At 51.3% G+C, this 15,379-nt stretch carries 15 protein-coding genes; 9 read left to right on the forward strand and 6 right to left on the reverse strand.

All coding sequences use genetic code 11. From position 1 onward, the window contains the following. Nucleotides 1–128: 128 nt before the first annotated feature. Together IR195_RS14380 and IR195_RS14385 are read left to right on the forward strand one after the other, a co-directional pair. A complete protein-coding gene (locus tag IR195_RS14380; RefSeq protein WP_206047901.1) occupies nucleotides 129–1,046 on the forward strand; it encodes a DMT family transporter in 918 nt (305 codons plus the stop codon). Between the two features lie 42 nt (nucleotides 1,047–1,088). Further along, nucleotides 1,089–2,657 (forward strand): carbon-nitrogen hydrolase family protein, encoded by a 1,569-nt coding sequence (locus tag IR195_RS14385; RefSeq protein WP_125750213.1) that lies wholly within the window; start codon nucleotides 1,089–1,091, stop codon nucleotides 2,655–2,657. 78 nt (nucleotides 2,658–2,735) lie between these two features. Here the strand turns inward: IR195_RS14385 and IR195_RS14390 are convergent, their stop codons facing one another. The 3 genes from IR195_RS14390 to IR195_RS14400 form a co-directional block, all read right to left on the reverse strand. Further along, complete coding sequence (locus IR195_RS14390) at nucleotides 2,736–3,035, reverse strand: MGMT family protein (protein ID WP_038477012.1); 300 nt, start codon at nucleotides 3,033–3,035, stop codon at nucleotides 2,736–2,738. Between the two features lie 27 nt (nucleotides 3,036–3,062). Beyond that, entirely contained in the window at nucleotides 3,063–3,668 is a 606-nt protein-coding gene (locus IR195_RS14395) for an FMN-dependent NADH-azoreductase (RefSeq protein ID WP_206047902.1), read from the reverse strand. Between the two features lie 181 nt (nucleotides 3,669–3,849). Then, the gene (locus tag IR195_RS14400) at nucleotides 3,850–5,301 is read right to left on the reverse strand and encodes an alanine/glycine:cation symporter family protein (RefSeq protein ID WP_206047903.1); all 1,452 of its coding nucleotides are present in this window, start codon (nucleotides 5,299–5,301) and stop codon (nucleotides 3,850–3,852) included. A 206-nt stretch (nucleotides 5,302–5,507) separates the two neighbouring features. Between IR195_RS14400 and IR195_RS14405 the strand changes: the two genes are divergently transcribed. Then, nucleotides 5,508–6,203: a TVP38/TMEM64 family protein gene (locus IR195_RS14405; RefSeq protein ID WP_206047904.1), complete on the forward strand. Its 696-nt coding sequence runs from the start codon at nucleotides 5,508–5,510 to the stop codon at nucleotides 6,201–6,203. Between the two features lie 8 nt (nucleotides 6,204–6,211). Here the strand turns inward: IR195_RS14405 and IR195_RS14410 are convergent, their stop codons facing one another. Together IR195_RS14410 and IR195_RS14415 are read right to left on the reverse strand one after the other, a co-directional pair. Then, a complete protein-coding gene (locus IR195_RS14410) occupies nucleotides 6,212–8,449 on the reverse strand; it encodes a glycosyltransferase (protein ID WP_206047905.1) in 2,238 nt (745 codons plus the stop codon). Nucleotides 8,450–8,500: 51 nt separating this feature from the next. After that, complete coding sequence (locus IR195_RS14415) at nucleotides 8,501–8,929, reverse strand: secondary thiamine-phosphate synthase enzyme YjbQ (protein ID WP_206047906.1); 429 nt, start codon at nucleotides 8,927–8,929, stop codon at nucleotides 8,501–8,503. A 226-nt stretch (nucleotides 8,930–9,155) separates the two neighbouring features. Here IR195_RS14415 and IR195_RS14420 point away from each other — a divergent pair, with 226 nt between their 5' ends. Both IR195_RS14420 and IR195_RS14425 read left to right on the forward strand, forming a co-directional pair. Beyond that, complete coding sequence (locus tag IR195_RS14420; RefSeq protein ID WP_146942160.1) at nucleotides 9,156–9,671, forward strand: lipocalin family protein; 516 nt, start codon at nucleotides 9,156–9,158, stop codon at nucleotides 9,669–9,671. 17 nt (nucleotides 9,672–9,688) lie between these two features. Next, complete coding sequence (locus tag IR195_RS14425) at nucleotides 9,689–10,762, forward strand: tartrate dehydrogenase (protein ID WP_206047907.1); 1,074 nt, start codon at nucleotides 9,689–9,691, stop codon at nucleotides 10,760–10,762. 80 nt (nucleotides 10,763–10,842) lie between these two features. On the opposite strand, the gene wrbA is transcribed toward IR195_RS14425, so the two are convergent. Beyond that, nucleotides 10,843–11,442, reverse strand: a complete 600-nt coding sequence (gene wrbA, locus IR195_RS14430; protein WP_125750235.1) for an NAD(P)H:quinone oxidoreductase — start codon at nucleotides 11,440–11,442, stop codon at nucleotides 10,843–10,845. 342 nt (nucleotides 11,443–11,784) lie between these two features. Here wrbA and IR195_RS14435 point away from each other — a divergent pair, with 342 nt between their 5' ends. The 4 genes from IR195_RS14435 to IR195_RS14450 all read left to right on the forward strand — a co-directional run bounded on the left by IR195_RS14435 (nucleotide 11,785) and on the right by IR195_RS14450 (nucleotide 15,225). Beyond that, the gene (locus IR195_RS14435; protein ID WP_206047908.1) at nucleotides 11,785–12,768 is read left to right on the forward strand and encodes a succinylglutamate desuccinylase; all 984 of its coding nucleotides are present in this window, start codon (nucleotides 11,785–11,787) and stop codon (nucleotides 12,766–12,768) included. Nucleotides 12,769–13,004: 236 nt separating this feature from the next. Continuing rightward, nucleotides 13,005–13,775 (forward strand): ABC transporter ATP-binding protein, encoded by a 771-nt coding sequence (locus tag IR195_RS14440; RefSeq protein ID WP_125750241.1) that lies wholly within the window; start codon nucleotides 13,005–13,007, stop codon nucleotides 13,773–13,775. A 15-nt stretch (nucleotides 13,776–13,790) separates the two neighbouring features. Beyond that, nucleotides 13,791–14,492: an ABC transporter permease gene (locus IR195_RS14445; protein ID WP_125750245.1), complete on the forward strand. Its 702-nt coding sequence runs from the start codon at nucleotides 13,791–13,793 to the stop codon at nucleotides 14,490–14,492. Nucleotide 14,493: 1 nt separating this feature from the next. Then, the gene (locus IR195_RS14450) at nucleotides 14,494–15,225 is read left to right on the forward strand and encodes an ABC transporter permease (RefSeq protein ID WP_089039401.1); all 732 of its coding nucleotides are present in this window, start codon (nucleotides 14,494–14,496) and stop codon (nucleotides 15,223–15,225) included. The last annotated feature ends 154 nt before the right edge of the window (nucleotides 15,226–15,379 follow it).

Below are 15,379 nucleotides of genomic sequence, written 5' to 3' on the forward strand. Positions count from 1 at the left end.
CAGTCCTTTACTCCCCTTAATCTGTCACCCTTTAGCCGCCTTGCGAAACCATCAACCTTTGTGGCAAAGCACTTGCTCCTCTTGCGAAAGCACGTCACATTACCAGGCTAACGATAAGGGAACGCGCTATGCCATTGATTTACTTTTTACCGCCACTAGCCACTGTGTTGATTTGGTCAGGGAACATGACGATTAACCAATTAACAGTGGGTACCATTGCGCCTAGCAGTATTGCTTTTCTACGCTGGCTGCTGGCGCTGGCGATAATGACACCGTTTGTGCTTCCCGCGGCCTTACGTCATCGCGATGAAATACGTCGCCACTGGCCGAAACTGGCGTTGCTGGGGCTACTTGGCATGGGGCTGTGGCAAGGCTTGGCGTATATGGCGGCGGAAACAACAACTGCCACCAATATGGGTATTTTGGCTGCCATGGTGCCGCTTCTCACCGTACTATTAAGCGCGCTGATCTTGCGCGAGCCGCCTACCTTAGGCGGTATTGTCGGGGGCGTTCTGGCATTCGTTGGCGTCACGGTACTGCTTGGGCGAGGCAACCCTTTGTCTCTGCTGCAACTCCAGGTAGCCACCGGTGACGCATTAATGGTGGTTGCTGCCACCTGCTACGCCCTTTACGGCGTAATGCTGAAGCGCTGGGCGATGAACCTCCCCCCTTGGGTTATGCTCTATGCCCAAGTCTGTTTTGCGGTTCTATTTCTACTACCCCCCTATTTAATGGGCCCTATGACCCCCGTCGATAGCCACAATATAGGGTTAATTCTTTACGCAGGTATTCCCGCCTCCATCATTACCACGTTCTTATGGATGCGCGCGGTACGCCAAATCGGCGCGAACCAGTCGAGTATCTTTATCAACTTAATGCCACTATTTAGCGCCCTGATTGCCATGGCATTTTTAGGCGAGCAAGTGGCCGGGTTCCACTTTATGGGTGGGCTACTCATTCTTGCCGGGGTCATTATGGCGCAAACGTTGACACGCCCCCTGGCGCGCCCTATTGCGGCGGATAAAACGAGCAATGCACAGCAATGATACAATAGGCCACCTTCATTCGACGGCCGGGAACCCCTGAACATGTCCTTAGAAGAACTGCACCTTAATCTTCGCAACCTCACCAGCGATGACTACGACCAGCTCAAAACGCTGATGGATGCGGTATATCACGACATCGGCGGTGCGTGGCCAAAGCACACTATTGACAAGCTCATTGAGGAGTTCCCTGATGGCCAAATTGCCATTGAGGACGATGGTGCGCTAGTGGGCGTTGCGCTAACGGTTCAGGTCGATTACGACGAGTTTTCCAACCCGCATAAATATGACGACCTGATCGGCCATCGTGAAACTATCCTTAACGACCAAGATGGCGATGCCATGTACGGGCTGGATGTGTTGATCCACCCCGACTACCGTGGCTATCGCTTAGGTCGGCGCTTATACGAAGCCCGCAAAGAGCTATGCCGCTCGCACAACCTGCGTGCCATTCTGGCAGGTGGACGCATTCCCGAGTACCACCAGTACGCCCAAGAACTGACCCCAGCAGAGTACATCGAAAAAGTCTCTCGCAAAGAGATCTACGACCCGATTTTGTCGTTCCAATTGGCTAACGACTTCCAAGTAAAACGCTTACTGCGTAAATATTTGCCGGAAGATGAGCAGTCCCGCGGCTATGCCACGCTGTTGGAGTGGAACAACATCCTGTTCGAGCCTGCTGAGAGCGTGCTAGATACCCGCCCGACTCAAGTACGAGTGGGCGCAGTACAGTGGCAAATGCGTGAGTTCGCTTCCGTGGAAGCAGCCCTGCAACAAATTGAGTACTTTGTTGACGCATTATCAGATTATCAAAGTGACTTTGCGGTATTCCCGGAGTTGTTCAATGCGCCACTGATGGGCCTACAAGACCGCTCGGCCCAGCAGGATCAAATGGGCGCGATTCGCTTTTTAGCGGGCTTCACCGAGCGTTTTAAAAGCGAGCTTTCGCGGATGGCGGTGTCGTATAACATCAACATCGTTGGTGGTTCGATGATTGAAGTCGGTGACGATGACCGGCTATACAACATTGCCTACTTATTCCACCGGGATGGCAAAATCGAAAAGCAGTCGAAGCTGCATATCACCCCCCAAGAGCGCCGCGACTGGGTGATCGAAGGGGGTGATAACCTGCAGGTCTTCGACACCGATGCAGGTCGCGTGGGCATTTTGATTTGCTACGACGTTGAGTTCCCGGAACTTGGCCGCCTGCTAGCCGATCAGGATATGGATATACTGTTTGTACCGTTCTGGACAGACACCAAAAACGGCTATCTGCGAGTACGCCACTGCGCCCAAGCAAGAGCCATTGAAAACGAGTGCTATGTAGTACTGTGTGGCAGCGTCGGCAATTTACCTTCGATCGAGAACCTGGATATCCAGTATGCCCAATCGGCAGTGTTCTCACCGTCAGACTTCGCTTTCCCCCACGATGCAGTGCTGGCGGAAACCACGCCTAACACCGAAATGATCTTCTTCTCGGACCTAGACCTGACGCGTCTTACCGTTGTGCGTGCCGAAGGCTCAGTCACCAACTTGAAAGATCGTCGCAAAGATTTATTTGACCTACGCTGGCGCGACTGGTCCTGGAAGTCTGGGGCTAATCTGGAAGAGTAAATTAATAACGCCGCCGAATGAACTGGCACTCAATAGTACCCAATAGTTGGGCGGCGTTATTTTTACAGCGCTTCTGGCTCAATCAGGCCAGACAAGATGTGCAGGAACGCGCCCTTTGCTATCAAACATAACACCTTCATCGCGCAATTTCTGATGCTGGCGGTCAGCACCGCCGTGGTCGGCTAGCGTTAGTGATGCAGCAATGACGCGATGCCAGGGTAGCTGATGCCCTTCTGGTAAGTGGCGCATCGCCGAGCCAACCATGCGCGGCGTAGCGCCCTCCGTCATCGCCGCGATACGCCCATAGGTGGTTACCCGCCCAGCAGGAATCTGATCAACAATGGTATAAATTTGTTCGAGCAGTTCTGGGCGTGGCATTGTCACCTCTTTTAAATCAACGTATTACTAGAGTGTTTCGACCAGTTGATCGATCGCTTGGAACGCTTCTTTTAGCGCTGCATCACGCTGAGCGTCACCCATATTCAAGCCTTCCGCAAAGACAACATCCACATCGCTAATGCCCATTAAACCGAGCATGGCTTTAAGGTGTGGCGTTTGGCTGTCTAATTCAGTCCCTGCGTACTGACCACCGCGAGCCGCTAAAATAATCGCACGCTTACCTTCAAGCAAACCCTGCGGACCATTTTCAGTGTAACGGAAAGTTTCACCAGCGCGCAGCACGCGGTCAAACCACGCTTTCAGCTGGGACGGAATACCTAAATTATACAGCGGCACCGCCAGCACTAAGACATCACTCGCCCGTAGCTCTGCCAACAATTCGTCAGAGTAAGCCGCTAATGCCTGCTGCTCAGCGTTGCGTTCGTTTGCGGGTGTCTGCCATGCACCGAGTTCTTCGATCGCAAGGTGCGGTAACGCGTTAGCCACCACATCACGCTGAGTAACCACTACATCATGAGCTTCCGTTTTGGTTTTAAAATGGTTGGCTAACGCATTGGACTGGCCGTTTTCGCCTAAAATAGAAGAAGTTACAAGCAGTGCACGTGTAGTCATGGATAATTTCCTAACGTATTAGTGGGAACTCTGGTAACTATTTTACGGCGCTTTTCGATTAAAAAAAGCGCAACGTTTCCCCTGTCTTATTCGAAAAAATCGAATACATAGACAACAAAAAGCCCCGCCCTGCGGTGCTCGCAGGGCGGGGCCTTTCGTCTATCGCATCAAAAAGTAGCGTTTATTTCCGCTTTGGCCACGCGCTAGGATCTACTTTATTTACTAATTTAGGGAATTTACTGGGATCAAACACAGGCTCTTGGCCAGCCTTCAACTGAGCGTCGTAATCACGGAACAGTGCAAAGGCAATCGGCGATAGCAGCAAAATAGCCACTAAGTTAATCACTGCCATCATACCCATGGAAAGATCGGCAAAATTCCAGATAGCACCTAAGCTAGCAACCGAGCCTACCATCACCATACCGAGTACCGCCAAGCGATAAATCAGCACCGCAATAGGCGCACGACGGCCTGCCAAGTACTCAATATTAGATTCACCGTATGAGTAGTTAGCGATCACCGAAGTGAATGCAAACAGCAAGATCGCCACGGCAATAAACATACCGCCCCAATCGCCCACATGGCTAGAGAGCGCGATTTGGGTAAGCTGAATACCGTTGTTTTCTTCGCCAGCCAGCAGCTCAGGCCCAGCCATAATGATGATGGCCGCAGTAGCAGTACAAATGACCAAGGTGTCTAAAAACACGCCCAGCATTTGAATAAACCCTTGCGCAGCGGGATGGTCTGGCCGAGTACTGGCGGTCGCGGCAGCATTGGGCGCTGAACCCATACCCGCCTCGTTAGAGAACAGACCACGCTGAATACCGTTCATAATAGCTTGAGAAATGGCATACCCCATTGCGCCACCGGCCGCCTGCTCAAAACCAAACGCACTCTTAATAATGGTCATAAAGGCAGCGGGCAAATCGCTGATATTGAGCGCCACCACCGTGAGTGCCAACAGCAAATACAACAGTGCCATCAGCGGCACCACTAGCTCAGCTACTTTAGCAATCGACTTCAGGCCGCCAAATATAATGGGCGCAATCACCGCCATCAGAACTAACCCCATGGCCCAGGTGGGAATGGCAAATGCCTGTTCCATGGCCTGGGCGATGGAGTTGGCCTGTACGCTGTTAAACGCCAACCCGAACGCGATAATTAAGCAGATCGAAAACAGTACCGCCAGCCAGCGAAGCCCCAGGCCACGTTCAATATAGCGAGCCGGACCACCACGGAAGGTGTTATCACCGTGATCAACTTTATAGGCCTGGGCTAGAGTGGACTCCACAAAACTGGTCGCCATACCCACCATGGCGGTCAGCCACATCCAAAAGATCGCGCCGGGACCACCAAAATAAATCGCTACCGCCACACCAGCTAGGTTACCGGTACCTACCCGTGCCGCCAGACTGGTAGAAAGTGCCTGAAAAGAAGAGATACCGCCGTTAGATTGACGCGAACTGCGCAGCAGTTTGAACATGTGTCCAAAGTAACGTACTTGGATACCACGGGTCATAATGGTGAAGTAGAGGCCAGCACCGATCAGCAGGTAGATCAGCACACTGCCCCATAGCAGCCCGTTGCCGCGATCAACCATCGCCGTCAACAGAGGAGGAAGAGTAAAATCCATAGGTAATGCGCCTTTTGTATAACAGTGGAGGCGCCTCATTCTTCACGGCTGCACCAAAATGGCAAGAAAAATGGAAAAATTCCTACCAAACAGTCATTACAACTAAATTGGTCTCATTAGCCACGCTTAAACACCGAATATGATTTCATCCGGTTACGCCTCTAACGTATGCTGTCGCTTTTTTAGTACCAGCGACGGGGAAACAGATGTCACGCACGTTACTAAAAGGCATTGGGCTAGTTGTTGCAGTGGTCATGCTGGGTATCATGTGGCGCTGGCTTCAGCAGCAAGGCTTACTCACCGAAACCCACCTGACCGAGCTAGCGTCCACCATCAGTCAATGGAAGCAAGCTCCCTGGATGTTTGTCGCCGTGATAGCCGTTTATACCGGCTCGCTACTGATCATGTTTCCGTTAAGCCTGCTAGTCGTATTGACCGGCCTACTGTTTGGGCCGCTGTGGGGGCTGGCTTATGCCACGCTGGGTACGCTTAGTTCTTCGGTCGCCTCTTATTGGGTCGGCTATTGGATGGGGCGCGACGCACTAATGCGCTATGGCGGACGCCATTTGCGTGGGCTTTCCGGCTACTTATCCAAGCGCGGCATTCGCACCATGGCTGTGATCAATCTGTTGCCCTTAGCCCCTTTCACGCTCACCAATATGCTAGCCGGTGCGTTTCATGTTGATTTTCGCGATTACATGATCGGATCGACCTTGGGAATTGTGCCAGGGCTCGCGGCGGTAATACTGCTAGGAAGCCAATTGGGCGCCCTATTTACCGCGGCGTCTCATCAAGAATTGGTATGGGCAGTAATAGGCCTTGGCGCTGGCGTGGGACTGCTGTGGTTGCTAAAGCGTATAGCGACCTCACGATCTAGCAAAAATAACAACGACCCGGCCTGAAACAGCGGCTATTTCGCGTAATACTTGGCCAGTACCTCGGCATAGAAGTGCGCGACCGCTCCTGCAAACTTAGCGATATCATAGTCGCTAGCAAATCTTTTTGCCTGCTTGCCCAGGGTGTCTCTCAACACGTTATCCTCGGCTAACGCCATTACTCGCTGTCCCCACTTTTGCCGATTTTGCGGCGTTTTATAGCCATTAAAGCCATCACGCACTACGTCATCAATGCCGCTAGAGCGTACCGCCACAACTGGCAGGCCAGCGGCCATGGCTTCTAAAATCACCATGCCTTGAGTTTCAGAAGTAGACGCAAACACAAAGATGTCGCCTAAGTGGTAATAGCGCGCCATCTTCTCCGGCGGCACAGCGCCCACCAAAGTTACCTGCTCCTGCAGCGCCAACGCTTCTATATGCTGTTGAATGGTTTGTCGATCAGGGCCATCACCAATTAACAATAAGCGCAACGACTGCCTGCCCAGTTTTTTCAATTCCGCCAATGCCTCCAGCATAAAACCAATATTTTTTTCTTGGCTAATTCTCGAGACACTCACCAACACCGTGTCGGCTGGATCGATGGAAAGCTGATGGCGCAGTTCTTCCAGCGCATCACGATCCGTGTCGGCGAATCGCGCCGTATCAATGCCCGTAGGCTGTATTAGCGTCGGTGTTTTCACCCCAATCATGCGTAGATACTCTTCTGCCGAGTAGGTGGGCACGATGACGCCTTGGCAGCGGTTAGAGAAGTGTTTGATCAACGAATGCGAAATCAAATTACGAAACAGAGCTCCAGGCAGCGGCACAAAATGGGCGTAATGTTCTAACCGTGTGTGATAGGTATAAACAACCGGCACACGTAGCCGCCGCCCCATCCATAGCCCCATCGACCCCAGCCAAAAAGGATGATGGACATGGATAATATCCGGCTTAAAGCGCTGCAGGCAGTGGCGAAAACGTGCACTAAACGGATTGGTCAAACGGAACTCACGCTTTTCACCAAAGGCCATCACAGTGGGTACACGCAAGATCGTCTCATCGTCTTGCCACGCCTCTCGATAACGCGGCACCAACAACTGCACCTGATGTTTTAACTCGCTAAGCCCTTGGCGAAGTCGCTCAACGGAAACCGACACGCCGGAGACGAACGGGAAGTAGTTATTCGATATCATCGCCACCCGCAGGGGCTTCTCCAGATACGGTGTTGGATCAATATCAAAATCTGGGTAATAGTGGCGCTCTTCAAAAATCAGTCGGTACAAGCGCATCGCCAGCAGTGACAACACCCCGACAATGAGCAGAAAGCGAGGGTAACTGACGTAAAAAAACGCATAAATCGTTGAGGCAACGCTGCTGAGCATACGCCACCAGCCTGGACTATCCACATTCAGCCGAACGGGTGTTATGGCTACGTTTTCGCCATTGACCTCGACCACTACATAGTGATGAAAACTGTCATTAGCATCCATTAAAATGCCGCCAGCTCCCCCCGTGGTGACGTAATCCACACCATTCAGCGATTGGTGCGAATAGAGCGACAGGTTGGCCGAAAACACACTGTCCACCGCGTACTGCTCTGACAAGCGCATAATGCCTTCACTCAGCCGTGGATCATTGAGGTAATTATCGGCTTCAAATAAGGGCGCATCGCTAATCACGTTATGCAGTGGCAAGCCAATGAACAAAAACCGATGCTGCGCTTGAGAGGCAGCCAGCTCGCGCTCTAACCAATCTAGCTGCCATGAGGTAGACGACTTACCCGTACCATCCAAAAAGATGAAATGGCTGTTACCCGCAACGAAGGAATAGAAATGCGGGCCAAAGTATTCATAGAAAAGATAACTGCCAAAATCGCTGTCTTCATGGGCGCCATAAGTCAGTACATACGGCACGCTTAACTGCTCTAAACTTTGGGAAATCGCCTTATAGCTCTCCTGCTGCCCCCCACTCACCGCATTCCCCGCTGACACCATAAAATCAATATCGCTTTGGTTCAGCCTGGGAATGATTTCATCCTGAAACACATTCACTGAATTATTGATATTACCTACTACCGCAAAACGGTAGGAGCTTCGTTCAGCGAGTTGCTCACGGATATCCGCCACTTCCCTAGTGTGCAATGCCTCAAATTCAGGCTTAGCGACATAGAGCCATATTTGGTGAGTAATCAGCCCTGCCACCAGCGCGAGGTTGAGCACAAACAGCAGTCTTAGCCAGCGCTGGCGAGTCAAGCGAAAAGAGCGTCGAAGCATGTAGAGGCGCTTATTGAAAAGAAGTCGTTAGAAAAGAAAAAAATCGGATGTTTAATTCGCTTCACGGCCGTTTATCGTTGCTAACAGACGGCGCGAACCACCCTGCTCACGGTGTTCCCCCATCCATATTCCTTGCCAGGTGCCCAGCGCCAAACGGCCATCACGTATGGCGAGCGTTAGCTGAGTACCCAATAAGCTGGAGGCTACATGAGCGGGCATATCGTCTGGGCCTTCAAGGGTATGGCGAAAATAGTTTAGGCCTTCAGGTACTAAGCGGCGAATAAAGGCATCCAGGTCGTGACGGACGTCAGGATCAGAGTTTTCATTTAATGTAAGCGAGGCAGAAGTATGCATTAACTGCAGGTGCAGTAGCCCTTGACTACACTCGGCCAAGCGCGGCAATGCCCTGGCGATCTCATCCGTAATTAGATGAAAGTCCCTGGGCATTTCCGGTAAGTGAATCTCTTGTTGATGCCACATAACCACTCCTTTGTTGTAGATATTGTAAGGGCTTATTCAGTACAGAAATACCAAAACCTATTTCCATTTCCTTCCGGTTCAAGAACCACCTAAGGAAACCGTTCATAGCGCTTATTTCACCATACTGATAGATTTAACACTTATTATTCCATGCAGTCATTAGGAGCGTGCAATGCTCACTGCCGCACGAATACCAGGCAAGAAAGTGGGGGAAATCATTGGGCTTATGGCCCTCAGCAGCCTAGTACTAACCGGCTGTACCGGCATTCCTGACGGCACCGAGCCTGTCACAGACTTTGAACTTAACCGCTATTTAGGTCAGTGGTATGAAATCGCCCGCTTGGATCACTCCTTTGAGCGAAACTTAGACTGCGTAACGGCTAGCTACAGCCTACGTGACGATGGCGGTGTCCGTGTGATCAATCGTGGCTACAACCTCACAGAGCAAACATGGAATGAAGCTGAAGGCCGCGCCTACTTTATTGACGATGAAAACATCGGGCGGTTAAAAGTCAGCTTTTTTGGCCCTTTTTATGGCGGCTATAACGTTTTAGAACTGGATGAAGACTATCAGTGGGCGCTGGTATCAGGCCCGAACCGCGATTACCTATGGATTCTCTCGCGTACGCCAGTGATGGAAAGCGCGGTGGAAGAGCGGCTACGCCAGCGCGCCGCCGAGCTTAATTTCCCCACTAGTGAATTGATTGACGTTGTCCAAGATAATAGCTGTCCCGAACGCTAACTACAGAAGGAGCCACTATGGCCCACCGCATTGCTGTCATCGCTGGCGACGGTATTGGCACCGAAGTCATGCCCGAAGGCATTCGCGCCCTGGAAGCTGCCGCACAGCGTTTCAACATTGACCTTGCATTCACAACGTTTGAATTTGGTAGCTGTGACTACTACCTAGCGCACGGCAAAATGCTGCCCGACGACTGGTTCGAGCAGCTCAAGGGCTTTGATGCGCTGTTTTACGGCGCCGTCGGCTGGCCCGACAAAGTGCCCGACCATATTTCACTCTGGGGTTCGTTGCTACAGTTTCGTCGCCAGTTTGACCAGTACATTAACTTACGCCCCTGCAAACTGATGCCGGGCATCAAAAGTCCATTAGCAGGCCGCGAGCCAGGCGATATCGACTTTTATGTCGTGCGTGAAAACACCGAAGGCGAGTATTCAAGTGTCGGCGGCAAAATGTTCGAAGGCACCGAGCGTGAAATTGTTCTTCAAGAGACGGTGATGAGCCGCGTCGGCGTCGACCGAGTTCTGAAGTATGCGTTTGATCTTGCCCAAACCCGTCCGCGTAAAAAGCTCACCTCGGCCACCAAGTCCAACGGCATCTCAATCACCATGCCCTATTGGGACGAGCGGGTAGCCGAAATGGCCAAGCAGTATCCCGACATTGCGGTGGATAAACTTCATATTGATATCCTAACCGCTAACTTTGTACTGCACCCAGACTGGTTTGATGTGGTGGTCGGCAGTAACCTGTTTGGCGATATTCTTTCAGACCTTGGCCCCGCCTGCACTGGTACTATCGGCATTGCGCCCTCTGCTAATATCAACCCGGAAGGCACGTTCCCCAGCCTGTTTGAACCGGTTCACGGCAGCGCACCAGACATCGCTGGCAAAGGTATTGCTAACCCTATTGGCCAAATCTGGTCTGGTGCCATGATGCTAGAACACTTGGGTTATCAAGAAGCCGCCGATACGATGGTGAAAGCCATTGAAGACGTGTTGAGCGAAGGCGATAGCCAAGTACTTACCGGAGATATTGGCGGGCTAGGCAATACGCTAAGTCTAGGTCAAGCGATTGCTGAACGTATTCGCGGCTAAGGCTAACTAAACAATGCTAAACAATGCCTCACTGTAAAAACAGTGAGGCATTGCCTTTCAAGCGTGCTGGCAAACGGGCGTTAGCTCGCCAGCTTCGCAGTAATTTCGGCGACATGCTTACCTTGGAAATGGGCAATTTTTAGCTCGCGATCATCCGGCTGACGTGAACCATCGCCCCCAGCAAGCGTGGATGCACCATAGGGTGTTCCACCGCTCACTTTGGAAATATCAAACTGCTCTTCAATACCATAGCCAATCGGCACAATTACCATGCCGTGATGGGCTAACGTTGTCCAAGTGGAGGTAATGGTCATTTCATCACCGCCGCCGGTCCCGGTAGAGGTGAACACACTCGCCACCTTGCCACGCAGCGCGCCCTTGGCCCACAACCCACCGGTTTGGTCTAAGAAGGTACGCATCTGACCAGCCATATTGCCGAAACGCGTTGGCGTGCCAAAAATGATCGCGTCGTAATCAGCAAGCTCCTGTGGCGTCGCTTCTGGCGTCGTGAAGTCCTGCTTACCACCCGCATTTTTGAACGCTTCTGCTGGCATAGTCTCAGGCACACGTTTAACGGTCACTTCAACACCATCAACGCTTTTCGCACCCTCTGCCACCGAGGCCGCTAGCGTATCGATGTGGCCATACATGGAATAATAAAGAACTAGTACCTTCGTCATTACCCACTCCTTGTCGTGTTTTCTGGTAGTGCTATGTCTTGCCCGTCTTGGGCTTATGAAAAGGTCTTATGAAAAGATCTTATGGAAAGGTCTTATGAAAATCTATTAATACAATAGCTCAGCGTAGCGTAGAAAAAAGCGAATGTTTTCGATGCCCTCCTTCGATTTTATCGATTAGAACCTTTTCATATACATCAGTGGGCATGGATACTTTTCACGCTGAATTTTCATGTTCGCACCTGCGTTTTTCATGCTATCGACGTCCCCCCTTGTGGTTAAGCTTCAGCGTGTTAAAGGTACAACATTACAAAAAGCTGACGCTCCCTGCTCAAGGAAAACTTCATGCTTGGCCAATGGCTTGATTGGACTCTCGATGACAAACACTCTTCTCCACGGTCAGGCCGCTTTGGCAGCGGTACCTACCAATTACATGCACCGGGAATTTTAGAGATAACCCCGGCGACCGTTCGTCCAGCGGCTCATGCTTGCGTGTTCTCTGCAGCGATACACGGTAACGAAACGGCCCCCGTAGAGCTGTTGGGTAGCTGGCTAGCTGCGATAGAAGCTGGCACGGTCACCATTGGTGCTCCCGTACTAGTGATTTTAGGCAACCTACCTGCTTTAAAGGCCCAGCAGAGGTTTATCAGTACGAACCTCAACCGCTTATTTCAGCGCGAACTCGCCGAAACAGGCGATGAGCCTGATCGGGCTCGCGAGTTAATGTCAGCGGTAGACAGTTTTTATAATCGTCATCAGGCGCTGCCTAAACTGCACTACGATTTACACACGGCTATTCGCGGTAGCCTCTATACTCGCTTTGTCGTAGAGCCGTTCGCAGACACCGTGATCCACCCAGAGCAGTGGGAATGGCTCGCAGCGGCGGATATGCAAGCGGTGCTACACCAACACCAGCACAGTTGGACGTTTTCTCACTATAGTAAGCACTACCATGCTGCCCAAGCCTTCACTTTCGAATTAGGCCGCGTTGCGCCCTTTGGAGAAAACGATATGGCGGCATTAGCACCGATGTTAACGCTTATTAGCGCGCTTAGCGCTGGGGAACAGCCGCCTAAAAAGCCCGCTGAAACAATGAAGTTTTTCCAAGTTCAGCATGAGCTAATGCGTCAAGCTGAAAACTTTTGTCTCTGTTTCGATGAAGATGTCCCCAATTTCAGCCGCTTTGAGCCGGGCACTTGTCTCGCCAAAGATAGCGTCGCAGGTGATTTTATTGTTGGGGACACGCCTTTACATGTGGTATTTCCCAACGCAAAGGTTGAGATTGGCGCACGAGCCGCGCTGCTAGTTGCCCCTTCTCACGCCAGCTAGCGACCCAAGCACCACATTAAGAAAATTTGAACAAATGCTTTAACAACAATAACGTAGAGGCTTTTCAAGGCTTATCAATGTGTATTAAACAAACGTTTTTCTTATTAATCGCATAAGGAAAGCACGCAATACGCACAAGGCCTGATAGAATCGCCCCTTTTTTCGCGCTAGCCGCCTATCAAGCACATGTCTTAAACCTGTTGCTGTAGCGGCAACCCTGTACTGGAGCCACTGTTATGGCTGATACGCCTACCCCTCTTGAAGTGCGCAATATAAAAAAGCGCTTTGGCGATACAGAAGTTCTCAAAGGCCTCTCTCTCGAAGCTCAAAAGGGTGATGTCATCACTCTGATAGGTGCCTCGGGGTCTGGCAAAAGTACCTTCTTGCGCTGTATGAACCTCTTGGAACAACCTGACGAGGGTGAACTGTTCGTTCATGGCGAGCAGATTCGCTTTAAAACGACCAAACATGGCCGCGAACCTGCCGATTGGAAACAAGTCGTGCAAATGCGTGCCAAGCTGTCGATGGTTTTCCAGAGTTTCAACCTATGGGCCCACATGACATTGCTTGAGAACATTATCGAAGCACCTATTCATGTCCTGGGAAAACCCAAAAAAGAAGCTATCGAACACGCACGAGCACTGCTTGAGCGCGTTGGGCTAAGCGCACGCGCTGATGCCTACCCGGCGCAAATGTCGGGCGGACAGCAACAGCGCGGAGCAATTGCCCGAGCGCTCGCGATGGATCCCGAAGTAATGCTGTTCGATGAGCCAACGTCGGCGCTTGACCCAGAACTGGTCGGCGACGTTTTGAAAGTAATGCACGGCTTAGCCGATGAAGGGCGCACCATGGTGGTGGTCACTCACGAGATGAGTTTTGCCCGCGATGTATCCAGCAAAGTGATTTACCTGCACCAAGGCTTGGTAGAAGAAGCAGGCGCGCCAGCTGATGTACTGGGCAATCCGCAATCACCGCGCTTAAAGCAATTTCTGGCCCCCAAATACTGATCAGCGAGGCACACCATGCTTGATTTGCAAGGTTATGGCCCCCGCCTGATCGAAGGGGCGGGCATTACCATTCAATTAGCGGTTCTTTCGCTTATTCTGGCCATTTTACTTGGCTTGTTAACAGCGACTGCCAAAATGTCACGCAGTTGGCTCCTGCACCGCATTGCAACGGTATACACCACCGTTATTCGCGGCGTGCCCGATCTGGTACTGATGATGCTGCTGTTCTTTGGCGGTCAAATCGGTGTCAATGCCATTAGCGACATGCTGTACGACAGCTATGGAATTGATATTTATATTAATTTTAATGCATTCGCGGCGGGTGTTCTGACAATCGGCTTCATTTTTGGCGCTTACATGGGTGAAACCTTCCGCGGCGCTTTCATGGCGGTTGATAACGGCCAGATTGAAGCAGGAAAAGCGTACGGTATGAGCAGCGCTTTGGTATTTCGGCGTATTCGCTTTCCGCAAATGATGCGCCACGCACTCCCTGGCTTATCTAACAACTGGATGGTGCTGCTTAAAACAACGGCACTGGTATCAGTGATCGGTTTGACAGATATGGTTCGCGTCGCTGCGGAGGCTTCCCGAGCCACCCATGAACCCTTTACTTTCTTACTTCCCGTCGCAGCGGCTTACTTGCTGATTGCTAGCGTATCCGAGTGGATCTTCGTGCGGCTACAAAAACGTTACGACATTGGCTTTGGGGGGCAATGAGATGCTGGATATTTCTGCGTGGTTCAACGACCTGCTAGCTGGCAACGTAATTTTCACCCCAGATACGTTAGGCTACTACTGGGAAGGCCTAGTCACGACAACCCAACTGGTATTCCTGTCTTTGGTAGCGGGCTTAATACTGGCAGTGCCACTTGCCGTTATGCGCAGCTCAAAGCATAAGTGGATTAGTTTACCCATCTATTTTTACACCTATGTCTTTCGTGGCACGCCACTGCTGATTCAGCTATATATCATTTACTATGGCGTGGTATTTGTTGACGGTATCCAAGAAACATTTTTGTGGCCAATCCTGCGGGAAGCTTTCTACCCCGCGCTGATTGCCTTCACGCTTAATACGGCGGCATATACTACTGAGATTTTCCGAGGGGCTATCAAAGCGACATCCAAAGGGGAAATTGAGGCTGCCAGGGCTTACGGCATGTCACAAAACCTGATGATGCGGCGTATTATTCTGCCCAGCGCTTTCCGACGTGCCCTGCCCGCCTATGGCAACGAAGTTATCTTTATGCTGCATGCCAGCGCCATTGCCAGCGTCGTCACGCTAATGGATCTGACAGGGGCTGCACGCTTCGTTTATGCCCGCTTCTACGCACCGTTTGATGCTTTCTTATTTGTAGCAGTGATCTATCTTTGCCTCACATTTGCCATTTTGTACTTCTTCCGCTTCCTGGAGAAAAAGCTGTTGGCTCACTTAAGGCCGCAAAATAACTAGCATCACGAGAACCGTATCAAGAGCACTTAACAACAAAAGCATCGAGTGATAAAAACAGCCTCGTTTGTTGCACCGTCAAACAAACGTTGGTTCATAGCAACGCTCCCTCTTTTCGTTCGCCCCAACCTAGGGTACGTTAAAGGGGATCACCTCT

It is taken from the genome of Vreelandella venusta, assembly GCF_015689495.1.
Classification (GTDB): Bacteria; Pseudomonadota; Gammaproteobacteria; order Pseudomonadales; family Halomonadaceae; genus Vreelandella; species Vreelandella venusta.